This is a genomic window from Hyphomicrobium sp. B1, from assembly GCF_049532635.1.
GTDB lineage: Bacteria > Pseudomonadota > Alphaproteobacteria > Rhizobiales > Hyphomicrobiaceae > Hyphomicrobium_B.
In genome coordinates this window covers 780,001-802,017 of record NZ_CP134871.1, presented here as the reverse complement: position 1 = coordinate 802,017, position 22,017 = coordinate 780,001, and the positions used below count along the sequence as shown (strand labels likewise).

The window sequence follows — 22,017 nt, the reverse complement described above, 5'->3', positions numbered from 1 at the left end:
CGGCGCGTTTTGCCGGGTAGAGGGTATGCGTCGAAGCGTTGGGCGGAACGTTTCGGTTGGAAGTCATGAGTACGAGCGGCAGGGGCATAGCCGTTTCGAAGCACCAGTGCCAACGGCGTCGGTGCAGGCTCAGGCGGAAAGCCGAGCGCTAATTGCGCGATTTTTTATCGATTTGCGGCAGGCGCTGCGGCTGACGGTGCCGCAGGCAGCTCATTATCTCGCGGTTCGACCGGAAGTTGTCGAAGCGCTGGAGACGGGGCAGGTTGAGTATCTGCCGCAGTGGCAGGAAACGTCGGCCATCATCATGACTTATACGTCGATGGCGGGCGTCAACGGACGGCCGGTTCTGAATGCCATCGGGACACTGTTCACGCAGCTTTCCGTCCGCGCGGCGCCGACTGCAAATCAGCTTCCCGCGCCCACGCCAGACGGGCATTTCCGCGAGCCGACGTCTCATTTTCAGCAGCAGCCGTTTTTCCAACAGCCGGCGGCTCAGCCGCAGGCATATGCGGCTCCTCAGCAGCCGTACGATCACAGTCGGCACGAGCCGTACGAACCGCCACATGGGTATTCGCCGCTACAGGGGTCAATGCCCCAGCAAAGCTTGATCCCTCAGCAAGGTTCGATGCCCCAGAACCATGGTGGCCTCCCATCTCGGCCAAGGCCGCAGCAGCCGGTGCACATTTCCGATCAGGAGCCGGATATCGCCCGGTCAGGGCTCGCGGTTTCGAGCCGGAACCTGTTACGGGCGGGATCTGTCATTGCGAGCGGGGCACGGCGTCTGCCGCAGGAGGCGCTGTACCGGGTCCGGGAGCGTCCCCAGCGGGCCGTTTACGCCCTTTCGCTGCCACTCGGCCTACTGCTGCTCATGATGCATTCGTCGATATTTGCGACGATTTCGGCGCCGTTTTCCGTGGCCGTGCAGTGGGTCAGCGGCTACATGCAGGAGCACTACGGGCCGATCCGGGACGGCATGCGCTATATTGAAGTTGACGATCCGGAAACGCGCCGGGCGGATAAATTGCAGATCGGTAGCGGTTCGTAGTAGATACCCGTGCCTGAGGCGTGGCGATGGGCTCAATCGCCGTCGCCACCTCTTTCGGCCGCTTTATTTGCGGCTCGCTATTCATAAAAACATCGGACTCAATGTCAGCTCTGCCGCGCGATAAACTCGACCGCCTATCCGAACGCTATATGGCCATCCAGGATCTGATGAACCACGGCGTTCCGCAGGCGGAATTCGTGAAGCTCTCGAAAGAGTTTTCCGAACTCGGCCCGGTCGTCGCGCAGATCGATGCGTTGCGTAAAGCCGAGGCCGAGAGCGCCGATCTCGAACAGATGATCAACGATCCGTCGGCCGACAAGGAAATGGTCGATCTCGCCTATGCGGAGCGGGCGTCGCTTGCCGAGCGGATCACGGAGCTCGAGCAACAGCTGCGCATCGCGTTGCTGCCGAAGGACGCGGCCGACGAAAAGAGCGCCATCCTGGAAGTCCGCGCCGGAACGGGTGGTGATGAAGCGGCGCTGTTCGCGGCCGATCTTTTCCGCATGTACACGCGCTATGCCGATCTGCACGGCTGGAAGACCGAGATCATCTCGGCGTCCGAAAACGATCTTGGCGGCTACAAGGAAATCATCGCGTCGATCACGGGCTCGGGCGTTTTCGCGCGCTTGAAGTTCGAGTCCGGCGTGCATCGCGTGCAGCGCGTTCCGGCGACGGAAGCCAGCGGTCGTATCCACACGTCGGCTGCTACGGTGGCGGTGCTTCCGGAGGCCGAGGAACTCGACGTCGACATCCGACCCGAAGACATCCGCATCGATACGATGCGTGCTGGCGGCGCCGGTGGCCAGCACGTCAACAAAACGGACAGCGCCGTGCGCATGACGCATATTCCGACAGGAATCGTCGTCGTTTCCGCAGAAAAATCGCAGCATCAAAACCGGCGTCTTGCGATGGCGGTTCTGAAATCGCGCATCTACGAGATGGAGCGCGAGCGCGCGGCGACCGAACGCTCGGACGCGCGTAAATCGCAGGTCGGATCGGGCGATCGCTCACAGCGCATCCGGACGTACAACTTTCCGCAGGGGCGGGTTACCGACCATCGCATCAACCTTACGCTCTACAATCTCGATGAAGTGATGGCCGGCAATGGGCTTGATGAGCTGATCAATGCTTTGATCACGGATCATCAGGCGACGATGCTCGCCGAATTGAGCGCAGCATGACGATGCGGGCTGCGCGCACCGATAACGGGGCGGCGTCCGGCTTCCGGCCCGAGATGAGCCTCGCCGAGGCGTTGAGCTTCCTGACGCGAACGCTGATCGGGGCCGGGCTCGATACGCCGCAGCGGGATGCGCGCTTTCTGATGCAAGGGCTGCTCGGGCTCGACGGTGCTCAATTGCTGTCGGGATCGGGGCGCCCGCTTGGGGACGCCGCTAGCCTCCTCAGCGATGCAGCAGCCCGGCGGGCAGCGCATGAACCGGTCTCGCGCATTCTCGGACGCCGGGCTTTTTACGGTCGGGACTTCATCGTGACGCCGGACGTTCTCGATCCGCGACCCGATACCGAAGTCGTCGTCGAGCTGGCGCTTGATCTGGTCAGGTCGCGCGGACTGTCCGAGGTGCCGCTGTCGATTGCGGATATTGGGACGGGATCCGGCATTTTGATCGTCACGTTGCTTGCCGAGCTGCCGAATGCGCGGGGACTGGCGACGGATATTAGCCCCGCCGCGCTCGCCGTTGCGCGCCGGAATGCGGAGGCGCTCGGCGTGGCGGATCGAATTCAGTTTGTTGCGACAACTGGTCTCGACGGTTGTCCGGGGCCGTTCGACCTTGTGATTTCGAATCCGCCCTATATATCCACAGAAGAGATCGCTGGTCTCGAGCCGGATGTGAAGGACTTCGATCCGGTCCTGGCTCTCGATGGCGGCGACGACGGGCTTCGCGTTTACCGTGATATCGCCCGGAATATCATGGAATTGCAGGCGTCTTGCCTGATGGTTCTGGAAATCGGCGCGACACAGGCCGAAGCGGTTGAAGACATTTTCTCAAAATCCGGGGCGCAACCCATTGGGCGACGTCAGGATTTGGGTGGCCATACGCGCGCTGTTGCGCTGGAGATACATCTCTAACCCAAGCGATCATTTCTATTTGCGGAATTACGTTTCCGGGGTAATATCCGGGCCGAAGAGTTTGATCGGATGTGCCTGGCCAATATACCGCTAGAGCGGTTACCGAGCCGGCCTTCCCATCTCAGATCATCAGCACAAACTTTCGCGGACCCCTCTGTCCGTTGATTGGCGAGTGTCGGGCTTATCCTTCTCGGCATATGTGCTGGGCAAGCTCCTTTGAGGCGGCTCTAGTATCTTTGCTGGCGTGATGATTGGGATGACTGCGATTTTGCCCGAGGCCGTGGGGGCGAGAGCTTGGGCTGCGATCCTTGGTGTGATCCGTCTTGATCGGATCCATGGGGCACGATCCATAGGACTGTGGTGACGTTAAGAGACAGCTTTTTTGAATTGGATCGAAGGATCCAGGGCGTCGCCCCGCGAAATTGGCGTGCGCAGATGGCAATACCAACAAGCATGAACGGGAGCCCATGAGGCAAGGTCAACAGAACCGTCGCGGTCGCGGACGAAACAACAACAATAATAATAACCGCAAATCGCAAAATCCTCTGATGCGCAGCTTCGAGAGCTCGGGGCCCGACGTGAAGATTCGCGGTACGCCCTCGCATATCGCCGAGAAGTACATCAGCCTGGCGCGCGATGCGCTGTCGTCGGGCGATCCGGTGCTTGCTGAGAACTATCTCCAGCACGCCGAGCATTATAATCGCATCATCCTGGGCTATCGCGAGCAGATGGCGCAGCAGGGCGGCGTGGACCCGATGGGGAACGGCGCCGCGCGGACGCATTCGCTTGCCGGGCCTGAAGGCGCCGACAGCGACGAGTTCGGCGATGAGGATGGTGACGAGTTCGGCGGCGGCCAACAGCAGGCTATCGCCGGTCAGGGCAACCAGCCGGATGTGCAGCCGCCTTTCCCGCAGCAGCAGCGCAATTTCGATAACCAAAACCGTTACGACAATCGCCAGCCGCGCCACGAGCGGTTCAACAACAATCGCCACGATCGTGGTGATCGCGGCGATCGGCAGGAGTTCCGCGGCGACCGCGGTGACCGGTATGAGCAGCGCAACGGCCAAGGCGGCGAGGGTCGCTTCCGTGAGGATCGGCGCCCACAGCATAACGGCAACGGTGAATCGCATCAGGGTGAAGGCGGTTTCCGCCGTCGCGAGCGTTATCAGGCCCCGAGTGGGGCTCCGAACGGCGTCGAGCGCGAGCCCGCGAACGGCGGAAGTTTCCAGCCGTCGGTCGCGACGTCTCCGGCACCGGCTCCGGCTGCCGAACGGGAACGTCCCGAGCGGGCGGAACGGCCAGAGCGGTCAGAACGCCCTGAGCGTTCGGAACGTGCAGAACGTTCAGCGCCGCAGGCTGCGGCTTCCATCGACCAGCAGGAGCAGCCCGCCTTCCTGCGCCGTCCGGTTCGCCGGCCGCGTCGCGAAGAGCCGGCCGAAGCTCCGGCCGTGCCGCCAGCCGCGAACGAAGACAGCGAATAAAGCGAATTAGAAAAGAGCCTCGATTTCGAGGCTCTTTTTTGTTTGTCCCTGGCGACTCCGCTTCGCGGAGCCGGCCGCCAGGGGACGGCTCTTTTAGTTGGTCCCCGGCGACTCTCGTTCCGAGAGCCGGCCGCCGGAGACGAGCCCGTTCCGACGCGGCCTATTCTGGGGGGGCTCTTCGTCGACATTCACGCAATTCGCTTGCCGTCGCCTCAGGCAGTCGTGCTTGCGCGCTGTGTTAGCTCGTGAACGCGTTCGAAGATCGCCATCATGTAGCGGCTCGCGGGGCAGTAGGACCAATGCTTGCTCGCGAACTCAAATCCGGCAGGACTGTCCGGCCGCAGCGCCTGGCGCGTTTTCAGCAGAACGAGGGCGTTCGCCGGAACTTCCTCGGAAACGCCTGCAAATCTCAGCGGCGTTTTGTTTTGCCGCGTGAGCATCGCTGGCGCGGTGCGCAACTTCCTCCAATCGAAGGGCGCTCCGGTCGCCGTTCCGGTCAAGCGCACGGCGAAGGACGCACGAAGATTTTCGAGAATGATTTCGGAATTGGCGAGCGTGATGCCGACGGCGTGCAGGCCGTAATCGTCACCGCCTGTCATCCTCAGAATTTCTTGCGCAGCGCGGCGGTCAGCACCGAGGAAGCGACTTGGCAGTCCTTTCCAACGCTGGTGGGCGAACTTCAGTCGTTGGTATTGCTCGAACAAGTCGCCAAACTTTTTCGGCTCGAACGGGATGGGCATTTCCCTACCATCGGCCGCAAGGAAGGGATAGGCCGTCGCGTAGGTCAAGGCGGCGAGGGCGGCGTCTCGGCTCGTACCGTTCGCGACATAGGCCGCCATGGCGGCAAGCGCATCGTTGGACCAAGGCGCCTGCTCGGCAAACGCATCCAGGCGCTTTGCAGCGGCAGCTTGTGCGGCTGCCCGATCGCCATCGCCGCGCGGCCGGAACGATAGCAGGGCTTGCCCGTCTCGAAAGAGACTATGCCGCAACGTCGAGAGCAGCAGGCGATTGAGCGGCGGGCCGGCGGAGCGATAGGTACGGTCGAGCTCAGGATGATCGAGAAGCGCGTCGATCTCATCGTCGTCTTCGACGATCACGATGGACGCCAAGCCTGCGAAGCGGACGTAACGCGCCATCGTTCGATCCCTGCCATGGGCCGGAGAGCAGCTTACGGTGGGTCCGTCTTTCGCTCAATCGGTGACTTCGAGGGTGTCGCCGACGTGGAGCCGGCCGCCGTTGACGATGCGGGCGTAGACACCGAAATCCGTGTGCCCCAGGGTCTTAGACAGGAACGATGGGATCTTCATGTCACGTTCGCCCGTCTCGGGGTCGACGTTGGTCGCCGCGCAGCGCTCGGTGCGCTTGAAGACTTCGAGCGTGATGCCGCCGGTCCGCAACTTTTTGCCGACGAGGTCCAGTTCCTGCCAGGGTTCCAAGCCGTCGAGCACGAGGTTCGGGCGGAAGCGCCGGGCATCGACGGGCGCGCCGAGCATGCCTTCGAGTGCGGTCAGGCTCTGGCGGTTGACGAGGTGGACGCATTTGGGTGCGACGTCGGAAAAGCTGTGGCCGGGGCTGACGACGACCTTGGGGCGTCCGCGCAGGCCCGAGGTCACGATGCGGGTGATGGCGTCTTCGATGGCGGCGCGGCCCGCTTCCGTGCGGAGGTCGCCGCGGGCGATCTCGGCACCGCCTTTCGAGATGACGAGGGTCTCGGTGCTGTCGTCGAATAGCGAGCGGACGGTCGCCAATTCTTCGTTCCGCATCAGCATGACGAAGTGGATCTTCTGGAGGTGCTGAGGGTTTGCCGGGTCGAAGGGGCCGGGGCCGTTCTCGATGGCGTACGCCCGGTCGAAGGGCAGGGTCTGCATCGGGCGCAATTCGACGCTTTCGAGCGGTTCCGGCGTCAAACCTTTAACCGGATAGCGATAAAGGGCTTCGATCTTAGCGGTCCCGGAAGTGGCCATGTCGCGAATATCCCTCAGATTTTGTGGTCGATGCCTCTTTTTCGGGCGGCGCCCGATCCTATATCCGAAGCATCGTACGGGTGCGCGGGGATGCCGGCCATCGGGTCTTTGGCCGCGCTTGGATGATAAAAATCAATTCGCATGGCATTCTTTCCGGGCCTTAAGGACGTGAGGAATGTGCTGGAGGACGCGACATGAACTTCGAACGCTACACGGACCGCGCCAAGGGCTTTATCCAATCGGCCCAATCGCTGGCACTGAGAGAAAACAATCAACAAGTCACTCCCGAACACCTTCTGAAAATTCTGCTCGATGACCCTGAGGGTCTGGCGAGCGGGCTGATCCAGAAGGCGGGCGGAGATTCACGCGCAGCATTGCGCGCGGTCGAGGCGAACCTCGCGAAGAAGCCCAAAGTCACGGGCGGCTCGGGACAGGTTTACGTCTCGTCGGAACTCGCGCGCGTGTTCGACGCCGTCGAAAAGCTGGCCGACAAGGCGAGCGACAAGTTCGTCACCGCCGAACGGCTGCTCGTCGCCTTGGCGCTCGATACGGCGACCGACGCAGGCAAGATCCTGCGCGACGCGGGCGTCACGCCCGACAAGATCAACGCCGCTATCAACGACATTCGCAAAGGCCGCACGGCCGACAGCGCCAACGCCGAGCAGGCGTATGACGCGCTGAAGCGCTATGCCCGCGATCTGACGGAAGCCGCCGGCAGCGGCAAGCTCGATCCGGTCATCGGCCGCGATGAAGAAATCCGCCGCACCATTCAGGTGCTGTCGCGGCGCACGAAGAACAATCCCGTGCTGATCGGTGAACCCGGCGTCGGCAAGACGGCGATTGCGGAAGGCCTTGCACTGCGCATCGTCAAGGGCGACGTGCCGGAAAGCCTGAAGCACAAGAAGCTTCTGTCACTCGATATGGGCGCGCTCATCGCGGGCGCGAAGTATCGCGGCGAGTTCGAGGAGCGCTTGAAAGCCGTGCTGTCCGAGGTCGAGGCCGAGGGCGATATCATCCTTTTCATCGACGAGCTGCACACCATCGTCGGCGCCGGCAAGACCGAAGGCTCGATGGATGCTGGCAACCTGCTGAAGCCGGCGCTGGCCCGCGGCGAATTGCACTGCGTCGGCGCGACCACGCTCGATGAATATCGCAAGCATATCGAGAAGGATGCCGCGCTCGCCCGCCGCTTCCAGCCGATCTTCGTCTCCGAGCCGACGGTGGAAGACACGATCTCGATTCTGCGCGGCTTGAAAGAGAAGTACGAGTTGCATCACGGCGTGCGCATCACCGATAGCGCGCTCGTCTCGGCGGCGACGCTTTCGAACCGCTACATCACCGACCGATTCCTGCCTGACAAGGCCATCGACCTTGTCGACGAGGCGGCATCGCGGCTGCGCATGCAGGTCGATTCCAAGCCGGAAGAACTCGACGCCATCGACCGCGATCTCATGCAGATGATGATCGAGCGCGAAGCGTTGAAAAAGGAAACCGACGCGGCGTCGAAAGATCGTCTCGCGCGGCTCGAGAAGTCGATCGCCGACCTCCAGGAGAAATCCGAGGCGATGACGGCGCGCTGGCAAGCCGAGAAGCAAAAGCTCGGCTCGGCGCAGAAGCTGAAGGAAACGCTCGACGGTCTGCGTAACGAACTGGAGCAGGCTCAGCGAAAGGGCGACCTCGCGCGCGCGGGTGAGCTTCGCTACGGCAAGATCCCCGAGCTTGAGAAGAAGCTCGCGGACGTCGAAAGCCAAGAAGGCAAGGGCGCGCTGGTCGAAGAAGCCGTCACGCCGGATCAGATCGCGGCCGTCGTGTCGCGCTGGACGGGTGTGCCGGTCGACAAGATGCTCGAAGGCGAACGCGACAAGCTTCTGAAGATGGAAGACGCGCTGGGCAAGCGTGTTATCGGTCAGAAGGAAGCGGTCATCGCCGTTTCAACGGCCGTTCGCCGCGCACGTGCCGGCCTGCAGGACCCGAACCGGCCGATCGGCTCGTTCATGTTCTTAGGCCCGACCGGCGTCGGCAAAACCGAGCTGACGAAGGCGCTCGCGGGCTATCTCTTCGACGACGACACGGCGCTCGTGCGCATCGACATGTCGGAGTTCATGGAGAAGCACTCGGTCGCCCGTCTCATCGGCGCGCCTCCGGGCTATGTCGGTTACGAGGAAGGCGGTGTGCTGACGGAAGCGGTGCGGCGGCGTCCGTATCAGATCATCCTGTTCGATGAGATCGAGAAGGCGCATCCGGACGTCTTCAACGTCCTGCTGCAAGTCTTGGACGACGGTCGCCTGACCGACGGCCAGGGCCGCACGGTCGACTTCAAGAACACGCTGATCGTGCTGACGTCGAATATCGGCGCGCAGTACCTCGTCGAGCAGAAGGAAGGCGAGGAGACGGAAGCCGTGCGCGAGGAAGTCATGGCCGAAGTGCGTTCGCGCTTCCGGCCGGAGTTCCTGAACCGTCTCGACGACATCATCCTGTTCCACCGCTTGCAGCGCGCGGACATGACGAAGATCGTCGATATCCAGATCGGCCGTCTGCAGAAGCTCTTGGCGGATCGCAAGATCACGATCGAGCTTGATGACCAGGCGAAGGCGTGGCTAGCGAACCGTGGCTACGATCCGGCGTATGGCGCGCGGCCTTTGAAGCGCGTCATCCAGCGCAACGTGCAGGACCCGCTCGCCGAGCAGATCCTCGCGGGCGGCGTGAAGGACGGCGACACGGTGACGGTCTCAGTGCGCGACGGCGCGCTGACGATCAACGGCTGGCCGATCAAAGCTGCGGCTTGATATTTGGCGCGGGCGACTCCCCTAACGGGGAGCCGGCCGCCCGCGCGGGCTTGAGGCTTCTTTCTTCTTAGGCATTAGTTTTCCCCGGCGACTGCGCTCCGCGCAGCCGGCCGCCGGGGACGGGCCTATTTAAGTTTCTATGCGGCAGTTGCGACTATTGGAGTGTGAAAAATTTCATTGTGGTAGCTTGCCACGTATCTCCACGGCACTGGATTATCTCTTCGAAATTTTCTCAGTGTTCGCGCAGCTGAAATGCTGATTGCAGCCGATTGCAGCATCGTTTGAAGTAGTGGGAGGCCGGTTTGGAAGGCGGTAACAGCTGCATTAACCCCAGACGCGATCTGTAATTCGACATCGATGCTTGCGGGGAGCCATTTTTTAATTCCGCTTCCCTTCGAGGAATTAGAAAGGTTCATGAGAGCTAATTCGATCGCAGCAAGCTCCGAATTCATACTGAAAGATCTGTCGGGGTTGGCAGTGATTCTAAGGTAGGCGGCATCCAGATGGTATCTCAACGCTAAAAGTTCATCGCGCCGCTTCTCCTTAAATTTGAGAACATCATCTAGGGGAACATCTTTGCCAGGAACTGGCAATGCGCGATGCAAGCGAAAGAGGACGCCTCGCCCCTCGTCGAATTCTTCATCGTCTAGTGAAATTGACTGTTCACCTGTGGCGATACTCCAGACTCCTTTCTCTTTTGCATCGAGTTCGCGAAATGCCCTCAGGAAATGGTATTGGAATTGCTCCTCCGGTCGATCTTTTGTCGGATCGGTGGACATATTGATGATCACGTCGTTGACTTGATGTCGTTCGAGTATGCCCGCCATCTCAAGAAACTGGCCATCCTCACCCGGATCGATATACACGCCATCTAACTGCGGGAAATTTAGCTTGTCCCAAAATAGGAGCCAATAACGAAGCTGTTGTGCATCCAATGGCACGGCGTCGATCTGTAAGAGCCCTTTTTTCGCGATAATCGGCGTAGAGATGACAATGCCGCGCTTGCTGGACATCTTTGCCTCGTTGGTCCCGACTCAATTTGATGATTAATCATTATACCTTACGCTCTTGAAGATCGGCACCCAGGCAAGCGTCATCATCCCCCGTGTCTAGGCTTGGCTGGATCCCGGCCTGCGCCGGGATGACGGTGCTGGAGAGATGAGATCCAACTCTGCTGACGTCTTGGCCGCGCAGGCGGTCATCCACGACAGATCCGTATTCCGCTATTCCCTGCCTCCCATCATCTCCACCCACTGCGCGCGGCCGGGCCAGGGTGCAAAGGGATCACCGAAGTACTGCGTTTCGCGGAAGACCTTGCCGTCACGAAATTCCATGATGCTGACGACGTAGGATGGTTTGCCGTCATAACTGATGACGTACTCGGTCGTCCAAAGATCACCGCTTCCGATCACGCGCCGGATGGTGAAGTGCTTGTTGGGTAGCAGTCCGCGTGTCGTGCGGATGGCGAGCCGTCCTCTGATGCGCTCGCCGGACTGCGGATACTCCAGAACGACGTCGTCGTGATAGATCTCATCCTCGGCATCGTCGTCGCCGGAGTCGGACGCGGCCCAGTGCCTGTCGAGCGCAGCTTTGATGTCTTGGTCGGCCATCTCACTCACCTACGCGTTTAGCGGCCTCAGCCTTTAACCTCATTCTACATCGCCGCAAAAAATTTATCCCCGCTCTCGAAACCTCCTGCATATTTCCTCGCATCTTCTCACGAAAGACAAAGGGCATGAGCTCGTGCCGCGAGACGTGAGTGGGAAGAGCGTTGATGCGCACATTCTTCGTTGCATGATGAGACTTGTGGAGATTGTCGACGCTTCGCTGCAGTCGCCAAAAGCTGAAGCGCAACGTGATCAGCGCGGTGTCGCGATTTATATGACGTGCTTGCCTTAGTCACAAAATTGTATGACGCTCTCATAGGAATTTCGAACGCGTCACGCGGTCCGTTACTCACAGATTTGTATGGTTGAAAGCGGCCGCTAAGCCGAGCAACGTGAATCATACAAAGCTGTAATCGGCCGAGTGAAATCGAGCTGCGCTTTTCACTTCGCGCATAAGAGAAAACTAACCGCGGCGAAATATGTTGAGTCGGTTCCTGCCAAGCGAATGTTTGAAGCGTGCTTTGCCGGGCGGTGCTCAATCTCGCGACAACATATTTTCGAGGAAGCAAAAATCGTGAACATCACTTCAGTCAACTCAACGGCCGCAAACTCTCTACAAAAAACATCTCCGGCGCAGTCTAAAAATACGCGCGCCGCAGACGGCGACTACCTGACGAAGGGGCCAGACCGTTCAAGCGTCAAAGACGCTGACGGAGATTATAAGCCGTCCACTACTGCTAGTCGTGCGTCCAGCTCTGTGCAGCAGGCGTTGACCGATCTCGCAACGCGCGGCTGATTCAGCGTTTAATCTGAAATAAGAAGAAGCAGCCGACGTGTGTTCAAGACGGCTGCTTCGCCACACTCGGTGAGGAACTTAGGTCTTTGCCTAGTGTCATCCTCGGCTTTATGCCGAGGATCTATCTTGCTGCTCCGACCGCTGATCGATGGATCCTTGGGACAAGCCCGAGGATGACATTCCGTCGTCCAGATCATTGGAGGGCAGCGATGGGAGCCGGTCGAGCGGACACGCGATGCCCTTCTTTGTGCAGCGGCGACGATAGGCGCGTTCCCAATTGGTCTTGAGACCGATCTCGATCTGTCTCAGGCGCAAAGCTTCTACGAACGCGAGCTTTGCCGTTCGACCGTCGAGACGCTTAAATTTCTTTTTCTGCTTTTTGGTCATGCCGCAGCCGATGCAATGTCCGGCGTGCTTGAATTTGCAAACATCGATGCAGGGAGAGGGAACTTTCATATCGGCCGACGTGAGATCGCTTTCGGTGGCATCGCGCGTCGCGAACTGCCCAGCAATAAGATGCAGGAAACTGTCATGATATGTAGTTTTCGTTCGGCGACTTTCAAACCTATCCTCTAGTGCGCCAGAAAGAGCCTGCCGCTGCTGTAGTGGTCGTGTCGGGTAAATTCCTTCAGCATCTCGCATGTTTTTGACTAGGCTGGATCCCGGCCTTCGCCGGGGTGACGGATCAGAGAGAGCGTGTAGTTTTAACGGCGATAGAAATCGCTGCAAAAAACTTATCCCCGCTCTCGAAACCTCCCGCATACTTCCTCGCATCTTCTCACGAAGGACAAAGGGCATGAGCTCGTGCCGCGAGACGTGAGTGGGAAGAGCATGCGGGGTCGCGCGGAGAAATCGGTAAGCCGCGGGTTCTCTGTCTGCCGCGCGACAAGCACGATCGGGTGCTCGGCGCGGTGAAACGCTTCTTGCATAAAGGGATGCGGGGCGGATGGCGGGTTCGACGACTCAGGGATCGTTCAGGAGCGATCCGCACTCATACGAGAGGCTCCGGACATATGGGCCGGGGGACGAGGCGGAGAGTTGGCATGCGCGGGGCGGCAATGGTCCGCATCCCCAATCAAAATATCCAAAGCGCGAGGCCCTGCCGTCCCGCCTCTTTGTTGATTGGCGCAACCGACTCCACTTCGTGGAGCCGGCCGGTTGCGCATCACTTGCGTCCGCCGGCCGCCGTGGACGTTTGCTGTTTCGCCGGCCGCCGATCGCGTTGGACAAAAATTTCGGACGCGATGCGCGAGGCATCACGTCCGGATGGTGAAGTTCTTAATCAGAACTGGTCGCAGATTAACGTCTTACGCAGACCATTCTGCCGCTGGGCGTGCGGACGGCCCTAAAGCCGGTATGCCGTTTGCACCATCCCTGATTTTGCCCGCCCCAGATGCAGCGGCCGGTGACGCTGCTGCGATGGCGGTTCGGGCCGCAGCCACCAAGGGCGGCAGCGGGTGTGGCGGCATATGACAGATCGATGGCGATAAGTGCAGCAAGACCGAGTAGAGGCGCGAAAAGCTTCATCATGGCAAAGTCTCCGTTGGGACGTGCGATATTGATTATTTTGCGCACGTCATCGCCAGTTTCCCGCTGTTATCCTGAACTCGGGATTAATGCCGTTCAGTCGAATTGACGCGAGTTGAGACGGGAATGTCCGCCAACGATGCAGCCAGAGAAACGGATTATTTGTTCCCCTGCACGAGAACATCAAGCTGAGGGCGGTCGGTCCCGTTCTTGGGTTCGACCGAATACATATAATCGCCCCACCAGGGCCCAGCCGCCCAATACGTCCATCCGATCCAGACGTCCCGGTTGTCGGACATATACTTTATCAGCGCGGCGCCTTCGCGAAGGGCTGGCTCGGCGGACGAAAAACCGAACTCGCCAAGAAAGCCGCGCGCGTGATTTTGACGGGCCCATTCGGTGAAGGCCTTGAGCCGTTCGCTTCCCGATCCGGGGACGGCGTCCGGGGACGTGCCGGAACTGTTGGAGTCGAGATATTGATGAACGTCATAGGCGAAGTTGTTCTCCGGATCGACGACGCCGGTCATGACGCGCGCGTTCGGGGTTGTGGTCCACGAATGCGCGCCGGTCCAGTAGGAGCCCGGCACCAGCAGCAGTTGCTTGGCGCCGGCTTGGCGGATGGCGGCAATCGCGGCGTTCGCGGCCGGCAGCCACTCCTCCGCCGTCTGCTCGTGCGGCTCGTTCATGAGATTGAAGATAACGTTGGGCTTATCTTTGAGGCGCTTCGCGGTTTCCGACCATGCCGCGACGAACTCCTGCGTCGCTGCCGCGTCGCGTCCGATGAGGCCGGATTGCGTTCGGCCGAACTGATGGAAGTCGACGATGATAATCGCGTCGATGTTGGCGGCCTTGTCGACCAAGGCGACAAACTGCTTCCAGTCGGCCGTCGGCGTCGGATTCGGAACGCCGCCTTCGAATTGGAACAGTCTCTGCATCAGCACCGGGAGCCGGAAATAGCGAAAGCCCTTGGCGCGGAAATATTCGATCTCTTTGATCGTCGGGAAAACGTAGTCGAAATTGATCCGGCTCTTTTTTGCGTTGAGTTCCGCACCCGACAGGTTGACGCCGGTCATCCACGCCGCTTTGCTGTCTGCAATTGCAGGCGAAGCCGAAAGGCAGGCGATCGCCACGAGCACGGCGCGCCAGATTTTCTGAATCGGAAATTTCATAAGACGGTATCTCTCGCGACAGGAAAAAGCCGGATGGACTTCAGCGCCATGGCCGGCTTCTCGATGAAGTGCCATGACATAGACGCTGGCACGAGGGTGACCAGAAATGCGACGAGCGCTTGCGCCAGCGGATGCCAGCCAGGAAGGAGCTGGATGGTCATTTGCTGAATAGGATAGGCGTAAATGTAAATTCCGTACGAATAGTCCGGAAGCACATCCAGCCTTGTCAGCACGCGTGCCGGGCGGAAGGCAACCCACAACGTGAGCAGCGAAATCGCGGCTGCTGCAAAGATCGTGTTTGTCGGCGTGCGCATCAACGCTGCCGCAAGCGCGATCGCGATCACCACCCAAAGCAGTTTGGGGCCGCTTCGTTTGCTCGCCTGAAACCACCCGCCGATGGCAAACGGGACGAACAGGGTGAGGAAATTGGTGGCCTGCACCGGGATCGTGTGACCGAGCGCGGTTGGCACCCCGTAGCCAAGAGCACACGCGAAGCCGGTGGATATGATCGCTCCCGCAAAAATTATGCCGGTCCGATAAGATAGAAGGAAGAGCATGAAAACGAGGAAGTAGCTCGCAACCTCATATCGCAGCGTCCACAGCGAACCGTTTGCATATGTGACGGCGTGATTCTGGAATGCTCCGGGAAGCGAATATTCAGTCGATAGCAATGTGCCCGAACCGAAGATGTAGCGAAGCGTCTGCCGGTCGGTGATGAATTGGCTGAAACTCAGCGTCGAAAACGCCGATATGACGAGCGCCGTTACCAGCGTGCAGACAATCAGACCCGGAAAGATCCGCAAAAAACGTGCTTGCCAGAATTCTAGAGCGGACCGCCGTTGCGCAGACGCGCTGATTAGATAGCCGCTTATTGTGAAGAACATCACGACTGCAGACCATCCAAGGTCCAGGCCTGTGAGGTGCGTGTAGACGCCCTGAAGATCACGCAGCCCATATGAGTGAGCCAAGATGACGGATGTTGCGGCAAGCCAGCGCAACGCTTGAAAGTTGTTTGCGTGGCGAACGGGATGCGATGTCGAGGGTGCCTCCCCTCTCGCATCAGATTGCTCGTTGGGAAGGGCTTTTTTCAAATCCGAAACAACCCCCGCTGTTAAATTGCTCGCAGAGCAGCCGCACGAAATTTGCAGCTCGATGTCTAATGAGCCATCGCGTGTTCAAGAGCCGGCGTTTCGCGCGGCGTGCGCATCGCACTCGGATTAGACAGGCATTAGACAGCGATGCGAATGCGGCGATTCATCTCCCGTGCGTGCGGGGGTGCATGTGATCGCTGCATTCGTTTCGATGTGAAACAAGTTTTGATAAAACGCGGCAAAGTCTCACGTCGAACAGAAGAGAGGAAATGTGATGCTTTGCTCGCATTGCTCTCTCCGAGCTGTTCCAGGTTGATCAGGGTTTTGCGATTGGTTGCGGGAAGTCGAGCACTTCCTCGGTGTAGGTTTCGACAACCTGGCTGATCGGTCGGCCATCGGGAAGCGTCAGCACGGCCACGTGCTGAAGCACATGGTGTGGAACAACGAGTGGAACTCCGTCGTGCGGTTTCGTTAGGGTGCCGGCCATCTCCCAATTGTGGGGCAAGGGCGACCAGGGAAGCTTTGCGGAAAGTGTGTGCCGTCGAAACTTGAGCGACTGCGCAGCGCGACCGAATGCGATGTCGCTCGTCTCGAGCATATGATTGATCTCCGGAGTGAGGCGGCTTGGCACGTACCAGTTGTCCGCTTCGGAAAGCACATGGCCTCCGCAACTCAGACGGACTTGGCGATATCGGATTGGCTCCGTAGGACTGACACCAAGTATTTGGCGTTGTTCGGCGGAGAGGGGCTTTTCGGCACCGTGGACGAACTCGGCGATGATACGCGCCGGGGGTGATGCAAGCCTGTGATCTTCGCACCAACGATCCAGAGTGAGCGTGGCGCTATCGTGGCTCAGAAGTTCGGAATTGAGTGTTTCGAGCAACGCCAGAGCCTCGATGCGTGTGGTCGACCCGTCCGTCCAGACGAAGTTCTTGCTGTTGTCGGCGATGGCGATATGAGAGGACAAAAGAGCCGTGACGGTGATGAACGATGAGAGGGCTACGGAACGTATTTTGGGTTTCATCAATCTCTCCTCGTTGGAGCCATAGTTCCTAGTCTTGGATGGGCAAACGCACTGTGACTGTCGGAAGTCATGCCAACTTCGGTGAATTCGCCACGTTTGTTACTAGGGCTCGGCCAAAGCGGCGAGCGCAGGATTGCCGCGTAATGTCGTCAGATCCTTGCAAAGGCCCTAATAGAGTATGAAAATGCGCGCTTTCGCGTTGTGAGAGGCCTGCAATGCGCCGATGGGTTTTATTGATCGTTTTTCTGTGTTTGTCCGCGGGAGCTTTCGCCTTGGCGCAAGTCTTCCATTTCCGACTGTCTGGCGACGAGGTTTTCGAGGCTCACAAACCGGCTTCCGAGGCGGCGGAACCTGCTTCGGTCGCCAATGCTCCGGCGGCTGGATCAAAGGCCGAGGCCGATGCCGGCTCGTCAGCTTCGGGGCAGGCTGGCAACGAACCGGACAGAAAAGAGAAGAGCAGCGAAGGATCAGCCGGCGATGGCGTGAAGCTCGATCTTGCCGAGGTCTCGACGTCGGGTTCGACTTCGGTTTTTGCGGGGCGTGCCGCTCCGGGTAGCTCAGTCACGGTGTTTGAAGGCGATGTCGCGGTGGCGACAGCCAAGGCGAATGACAACGGCGACTGGTCGCTTGCAACGGATCACAAGTTTGCTGGCCCCGATCCGAAGTTCAGCTTGCGGAGTGGCACATTCAAGATCGCAAGCGAAACGTCGGCCGAGGATAACGGCTCTCACGCCAAACCGGCGGCGGCGCTGCCGTCTCAGACAGCGGTGAGCGATGCCGCTCAGCGCGGGACGTCACCGTCGGTCGCTCTGCTGAAGAATTTCGAGAACGTCGTCGCATCGGCGCGCGAGGAGGCTGCAGCGCAAGCGCAGACTGGAAGCTCGGCGACGGCGACCGCGCCTCCTCCGGCATCGCAGAACAGCGGCGCCGTGCCGGAGGTTCAAGCATTGGCGTCGACGCCGCCCGAGGTCGCAAGTTCCGAGCACCCGCAGTCGGCGACGATACCTGTTCCAATGACGTTCGTTTTCGACGAAGCGACGCTGACGTCCGACGGCGAGAAGACAGCAAAACTTCTGCTCGATTATGTGCAGCTGAAGAAGTTCAAATCCATTTCGCTCACTGGGCACGCGGATGAGCGCGGGACGGCCGAATACAACATGGATCTGTCACGCAAGCGGCTCGATACGGTTGCGGCGTTCTTGCGGAACGGCGGCTACGACGGAGAGCTGAAACTGATCCCAGAGGGTGCGACGCAGCCATTCATGGGCATCGACCGCTCGAAGTTTTCGCGCGATGACCTGATGCAACTCGACCGGCGGGTCGAATTGCGCAACGCCATGTGAGTACGGGAATGGGAAATTTGCAGGGCGGCCGGCGACGCGCAGCGCCGGCCGCCGATTTGCCGTCGTTACGGCGAGACCATGTTGAGATCGCCGACATCAACTTTGGTGCTGCCGGCCGGAGCCGTAAATGTGAAGGTGTCCGGCGAAATCTTCGGAGCGGCGTTCCAGTGGAACACGTTCGTTTGCGCCGGGCCGTCGACACTGTGATAGACGAGCTTGCAGAAAAGCGGCTTGTCGCCTTGCTCCATCCAGACCTGCCAAGTGTCGTCTCCGGATGCTCCGGTGACCGTAAACTTGTCGCAAGACTTGCCGTCGACGGACTCGTTGCCGGCGGCCTTGATCGTCGTGCCGTCGTTGCCGCTGACGGCCTCGTGCACGACGCCCATGAAATTCAGGACTTGAGAGTCGATGCCGAGCTCGCCGGCGAAGAACCCGAACGCCGCTGAAAGCGAGCCCGGAGCGGCGTTCTGCGAATATTTCTTCTGTTGTGGATCGTAGATCGTCAGCACGGTGCCGTCTGAAATGACGACGTAGGTGTTGGCGTTGAGCGAGATGTCGGCGCGCAATGCGGTCGGCTGACGAAGGATAAAATGGCCAGTGCCGTGATAAAGCTCGTTGCCGTCGGAGGTGGCGTTGAATTTCGTCTCGAAATCCATGGGATTGTTTTGCAGGTAATCGTCAAGCTTTTTGAACGCTGCCTGCGCAGCGTCGCTCGTTTGTCCCTCTGCAGCGCCGGTGGCGGCGAGCATCAACGCCAGAAATGGGTAGGCAAAAAATCGAAACGACATCTGCGTGTCTCCAAGGTTGCGCGTCTGATTTCCCCCGTCGCCAGTCAGTTTAGAATGCGGCGATGATCTCCCCATGGGTGGTCTCATCCCAGCGTTAATTTTGGGTGCCAATTTTCCTTGTTCGTCAATTCAATTGTCGAAAGTAAATGCCGTTTCTGCGGAAATATTTAAAAAGGGCAATTCAACCGAGGGGATATTGATCGTCGCCGACCTGTTCAAGCCAATCGACGGTTTTACCGTCCACCGACTCTTGAATGGCGATGTGCACCATGCTGCTGGTGGCCGCGGCGCCGTGCCAATGCTTCTCACCGGGCGGAAACCAGACGACGTCGCCGGGATGAATGTCTTCGGGTGGTTCGCCGTCGCGCTGCACCCAGCCGCGACCTGCGGTGACGATAAGGGTCTGTCCAAGCGGATGGGTGTGCCACGCTGTCCTGGCGCCTGGCGAGAACGTGACGATAGCGCATGCAACACGAGCGGGCGCCGTGGCCTGCACAAGAGGTTCGATGTGGACGTCGCCGGTGAAGTACTCTGAGGAACCGCGATTGTTCGGTCGGGAGCCGTTTCGCCGGATGTCCATCGGATACGATTTCCTCAATGTCGAAGTCGGAACTGAATTGCGCTGTGTCCCTAGGGGCGATGCCGTGCGGCGATGATCTAAACGATATTTCATGATTTGTGGAACTCGTGCGAATTGGGAACCGGAATTTTCATTCATATCTATTTTGAATGTCGTCTGTCGCTTGGGCGTTGTCGAACGCCGGTAGTCTTCGCATTACGCTGTGGGCTGTCCAATTTGTAAGGCGGCAAGCCGGAACCGAAACTTTCAAGGACGAGTTTTTACGGACATGAAAAAAATTCCGCTTCTCCCCCGCTCGCTTCACTCCGCCATCCTTCTTTCGGCTTTAGCCTTGGGTATCGGTCTGGTCGGCACAACAGCGTCGGTCGTCGCTCATGCCGACGATGACGATCCCGAACTTGCTTTCAATGGACATTGCCGCGAATGTCACGCCTTCGATAAGGGCGACAATCGTATCGGTCCCACACTCTATGGTGTCGTAGGCCGCAAGGCCGGCACCGTTCCAGGTTTTGATTATTCGGAATCTCTCAAAGACTCGGGCATCACTTGGAACGAGCAAAATCTCGACCAGTGGATTACCAATCCGAATGCGGTCGTTCCCGGCAACAATATGGGCGCAATCTTCAGCGGCTTGCCCGACAAGAAACAACGTGCGCTGATCATTAAGTTTTTGGCGAGCGACACAAAGAAAAAGACGGGCGGCAATTAAGCCGCCCATCTTTTTTCCCGGATCCCTTCGAGAAGATTATTCGGCTAGTTGCGCGCGCGGTCCCGGCGGTAGCGCGCGCGATGGCGATAGCAGCGTTTCGCGCCGATCTTGCAGGCGATCTTTGGGCCTGCAGTGTAGCCGATGACGCCGCCTGCCACTAGGCCGACCGGTCCGAAAACAACTGCACCGGCAAGACCGCCAAGCGCGGCGTCCGTTACGCGTTCATGGGCGCTGGCGGCAACCGGCGCGACGATGATGCCGGCGGCAAGGACAAGACATCCTGCAAACGTCTTCATGATCTGCTCCCTCGTTGTCGTCCCCCGCGGACGGTATTGATTCTTAATCTATAGCATCATTTGCGATTCGGGCTTTGATCGCGCGCTACGTAATGAGAATCCAGAACGTGCACAAATGGTTCCGCATGAATGCAGCGATCGACAACGCTCTGTTGCCGATCGCTGACAATGCTTGTGCTCAGCTCTTCACGAACGCGAGCAGGTCCGGATTGATGACGTCGGCGTGTGTGGTCAGCATGCCGTGCGGAAAGCCCGGATAAACCTTGAGCGTGTTGTTCTTCAGCAGCTTCGCCTGCAGGAGGCTAGCATCGGCGTATGGGACAACCTGATCATCGTCGCCCTGAAGGATGAGTGTGGGGACGGTGATCGCCTTCAGATCTTCAGTCTGATCGGTTTCAGAAAACGCCTTGATGCCTTCATAGTGAGCCTTGGCGCTGCCCATCATGCCCTGGCGCCACCAGTTCTCGATCACGGCTTGCGAGATTTTCGCGCCGCTGCGGTTAAAGCCGTAGAAGGGACCTGACGCCACATCGAGAAAAAATTGTGCGCGGTTGGCAGCGAGCGCGGAGCGGAATCCGTCAAAGACTTCGATCGGCGTTCCGCCGGGGTTGGCGTCCGTTTTGACCATCAGTGGCGGAACGGCGCTGACGAGAACAGCTTTGGCGACACGGCCTTGCGGCTCACCGTACTTCGCGACGTAGCGAGCAACCTCGCCGCCGCCGGTCGAATGGCCGATATGGACGGCGTTTCTGAGGTCGAGGTGTTGAGTGACGGCTGCAGCGTCTGCGGCGTAGTGGTCCATGTCATGGCCTTCGCTGACCTGCGACGAGCGGCCGTGGCCGCGGCGGTCGTGAGCGATGACGCGATAGCCTTTCGATAAGAAGAACAGCATCTGCGCGTCCCAGTCATCGGCGGATAGCGGCCAGCCATGATGGAACACGATGGGCTGAGCGTCTTTCGGGCCCCAATCTTTGAAGTAAATGGTTACACCGTCCTTGGTGGTGACTGTCTCTGACATGGCGTGATCCTCTCACTGGGAAAAGGGAAGGGCGGGCTGAGACCTGGAGGAATTTCGGCATCCCGGCAAGCGGCGGAAGCGACATGAAAGTGCGAATGAGAAAATACGCCGGGAATTCGATGCCGAAATGCGAATTTCTATCGTGCGATCCATGTCATCGTGTCTTTAGCCGAGCGCTCTGCCGCACGATGGCATGCCGCTTTCATTTTCCCGGCGGGCGCCCGCGTTCGTTAGACGCGTCGATAGGCGAGAATTTTGATAGAGTTTAATTGGACGCGCGGCGGGCTCTGGCAAGCCAGCTTCGCTCGCCTGCGCGAGCGATCTGTGGTTTCGCAAGGCGCTATTTGTTGGCCGTCATAACGGGGGCGAGGCGCATCAGTTCTTCGACGCGGGCGCGCTCTTTCTGGAATTCGGCGAGGTCCTTGCCTTCGAGCTTGCGCTCGCGCGGCACCTGGATCGACATCGGATCGACGAAGCGATTGTTGACGAGCACCTCGAAGTGCACGTGGGCGCCGGTCGACAGGCCCGTCGAGCCGACGAAGCCAATGACTTGGCCTTGCCGGACTTTATCGCCTACATGGAATTTTCCGAACCGGCTCATATGTGCGTATGCCGTCTGGTAGCCATTGGCGTGACGGATGCGGATGTAATTGCCGTAGTAGCCCTTGCGTCCTTCCTCTTCGATCGTGCCGTTGCCGGCGGCGATG

21 protein-coding genes (1 of these 21 only partly in view) are annotated in these 22,017 nt (G+C 59.4%); 7 read left to right on the top strand and 14 right to left on the bottom strand.

Translation table 11 applies throughout. From position 1 onward, the window contains the following. The first annotated feature begins 106 nt into the window (after window positions 1-106). The 4 genes from RLW55_RS03895 (at window position 107) to RLW55_RS03880 (ending at window position 4,612) form a co-directional block, all read left to right on the top strand. The gene (locus RLW55_RS03895) at window positions 107-1,045 is read left to right on the top strand and encodes a hypothetical protein (RefSeq protein WP_423415637.1); all 939 of its coding nucleotides are present in this window, start codon (window positions 107-109) and stop codon (window positions 1,043-1,045) included. Between the two features lie 101 nt (window positions 1,046-1,146). After that, the gene (prfA, locus tag RLW55_RS03890) at window positions 1,147-2,226 is read left to right on the top strand and encodes a peptide chain release factor 1 (RefSeq protein WP_423415636.1); all 1,080 of its coding nucleotides are present in this window, start codon (window positions 1,147-1,149) and stop codon (window positions 2,224-2,226) included. Continuing rightward, entirely contained in the window at window positions 2,223-3,131 is a 909-nt protein-coding gene (gene prmC / locus RLW55_RS03885; protein ID WP_423415635.1) for a peptide chain release factor N(5)-glutamine methyltransferase, read from the top strand. The genes prfA and prmC overlap by 4 nt, the downstream gene beginning before the upstream one ends. Window positions 3,132-3,679: 548 nt before the next feature. After that, window positions 3,680-4,612 (top strand): DUF4167 domain-containing protein, encoded by a 933-nt coding sequence (locus tag RLW55_RS03880; RefSeq protein WP_423415634.1) that lies wholly within the window; start codon window positions 3,680-3,682, stop codon window positions 4,610-4,612. A 212-nt stretch (window positions 4,613-4,824) separates the two neighbouring features. Here the strand turns inward: RLW55_RS03880 and RLW55_RS03875 are convergent, their stop codons facing one another. Together RLW55_RS03875 and RLW55_RS03870 are read right to left on the bottom strand one after the other, a co-directional pair. After that, complete coding sequence (locus RLW55_RS03875; RefSeq protein ID WP_423415633.1) at window positions 4,825-5,748, bottom strand: hypothetical protein; 924 nt, start codon at window positions 5,746-5,748, stop codon at window positions 4,825-4,827. Between the two features lie 54 nt (window positions 5,749-5,802). Then, complete coding sequence (locus RLW55_RS03870) at window positions 5,803-6,576, bottom strand: MOSC domain-containing protein (protein WP_423415632.1); 774 nt, start codon at window positions 6,574-6,576, stop codon at window positions 5,803-5,805. A gap of 194 nt (window positions 6,577-6,770) precedes the next feature. Here RLW55_RS03870 and clpB point away from each other — a divergent pair, with 194 nt between their 5' ends. Beyond that, entirely contained in the window at window positions 6,771-9,362 is a 2,592-nt protein-coding gene (clpB, locus tag RLW55_RS03865; RefSeq protein ID WP_423415631.1) for an ATP-dependent chaperone ClpB, read from the top strand. A 137-nt stretch (window positions 9,363-9,499) separates the two neighbouring features. Here the strand turns inward: clpB and RLW55_RS03860 are convergent, their stop codons facing one another. The 7 genes from RLW55_RS03860 to RLW55_RS03830 all read right to left on the bottom strand — a co-directional run bounded on the left by RLW55_RS03860 (window position 9,500) and on the right by RLW55_RS03830 (window position 16,576). Further along, complete coding sequence (locus RLW55_RS03860) at window positions 9,500-10,375, bottom strand: DUF6236 family protein (RefSeq protein WP_423415630.1); 876 nt, start codon at window positions 10,373-10,375, stop codon at window positions 9,500-9,502. 210 nt (window positions 10,376-10,585) lie between these two features. Beyond that, window positions 10,586-10,972 carry a nuclear transport factor 2 family protein gene (locus tag RLW55_RS03855; protein ID WP_423415629.1) on the bottom strand — a complete coding sequence of 129 codons (387 nt, stop codon included), beginning with the start codon at window positions 10,970-10,972 and terminating at the stop codon, window positions 10,586-10,588. Between the two features lie 901 nt (window positions 10,973-11,873). After that, a complete protein-coding gene (locus RLW55_RS03850; protein WP_423415628.1) occupies window positions 11,874-12,152 on the bottom strand; it encodes a DUF1289 domain-containing protein in 279 nt (92 codons plus the stop codon). A 912-nt stretch (window positions 12,153-13,064) separates the two neighbouring features. Further along, window positions 13,065-13,295 carry a hypothetical protein gene (locus tag RLW55_RS03845; RefSeq protein ID WP_409561795.1) on the bottom strand — a complete coding sequence of 77 codons (231 nt, stop codon included), beginning with the start codon at window positions 13,293-13,295 and terminating at the stop codon, window positions 13,065-13,067. A 155-nt stretch (window positions 13,296-13,450) separates the two neighbouring features. Next, a complete protein-coding gene (locus RLW55_RS03840) occupies window positions 13,451-14,461 on the bottom strand; it encodes a glycoside hydrolase family 5 protein (RefSeq protein WP_423415627.1) in 1,011 nt (336 codons plus the stop codon). Then, window positions 14,458-15,552, bottom strand: a complete 1,095-nt coding sequence (locus RLW55_RS03835) for an acyltransferase family protein (protein ID WP_423415626.1) — start codon at window positions 15,550-15,552, stop codon at window positions 14,458-14,460. Before RLW55_RS03835 ends, RLW55_RS03840 begins: the two co-directional genes overlap by 4 nt. A 316-nt stretch (window positions 15,553-15,868) precedes the next feature. Continuing rightward, window positions 15,869-16,576 carry a hypothetical protein gene (locus RLW55_RS03830; protein ID WP_423415625.1) on the bottom strand — a complete coding sequence of 236 codons (708 nt, stop codon included), beginning with the start codon at window positions 16,574-16,576 and terminating at the stop codon, window positions 15,869-15,871. A 272-nt stretch (window positions 16,577-16,848) separates the two neighbouring features. Between RLW55_RS03830 and RLW55_RS03825 the strand changes: the two genes are divergently transcribed. After that, window positions 16,849-17,919, top strand: coding sequence for an OmpA family protein (locus RLW55_RS03825; RefSeq protein WP_423415624.1), 1,071 nt, complete (start codon window positions 16,849-16,851; stop codon window positions 17,917-17,919). A gap of 65 nt (window positions 17,920-17,984) precedes the next feature. Here the strand turns inward: RLW55_RS03825 and RLW55_RS03820 are convergent, their stop codons facing one another. After that, the gene (locus RLW55_RS03820; RefSeq protein WP_423415623.1) at window positions 17,985-18,707 is read right to left on the bottom strand and encodes a DUF2092 domain-containing protein; all 723 of its coding nucleotides are present in this window, start codon (window positions 18,705-18,707) and stop codon (window positions 17,985-17,987) included. Between the two features lie 181 nt (window positions 18,708-18,888). After that, the gene (locus RLW55_RS03815; protein ID WP_423415622.1) at window positions 18,889-19,287 is read right to left on the bottom strand and encodes a (R)-mandelonitrile lyase; all 399 of its coding nucleotides are present in this window, start codon (window positions 19,285-19,287) and stop codon (window positions 18,889-18,891) included. 268 nt (window positions 19,288-19,555) lie between these two features. On the opposite strand from RLW55_RS03815, the gene RLW55_RS03810 reads away from it, so the two are divergent. Continuing rightward, a complete protein-coding gene (locus tag RLW55_RS03810) occupies window positions 19,556-19,996 on the top strand; it encodes a c-type cytochrome (RefSeq protein WP_423415621.1) in 441 nt (146 codons plus the stop codon). A 44-nt stretch (window positions 19,997-20,040) separates the two neighbouring features. On the opposite strand, the gene RLW55_RS03805 is transcribed toward RLW55_RS03810, so the two are convergent. From RLW55_RS03805 to RLW55_RS03795, 3 genes are all read right to left on the bottom strand, one after another. After that, on the bottom strand, window positions 20,041-20,292 hold the full coding sequence (locus tag RLW55_RS03805) for a hypothetical protein (protein WP_013950526.1): 252 nt from the start codon (window positions 20,290-20,292) through the stop codon (window positions 20,041-20,043). A gap of 178 nt (window positions 20,293-20,470) precedes the next feature. Next, entirely contained in the window at window positions 20,471-21,310 is an 840-nt protein-coding gene (locus RLW55_RS03800; protein ID WP_423415620.1) for an alpha/beta fold hydrolase, read from the bottom strand. 340 nt (window positions 21,311-21,650) lie between these two features. After that, on the bottom strand, window positions 21,651-22,017 hold the end of the coding sequence (locus RLW55_RS03795) for a M23 family metallopeptidase (RefSeq protein WP_423415619.1). Its footprint extends 1,685 nt past the window's final position; the window shows 367 of its 2,052 coding nt (coding positions 1,686-2,052); the start codon falls outside the window, past its right edge; it ends in the stop codon at window positions 21,651-21,653.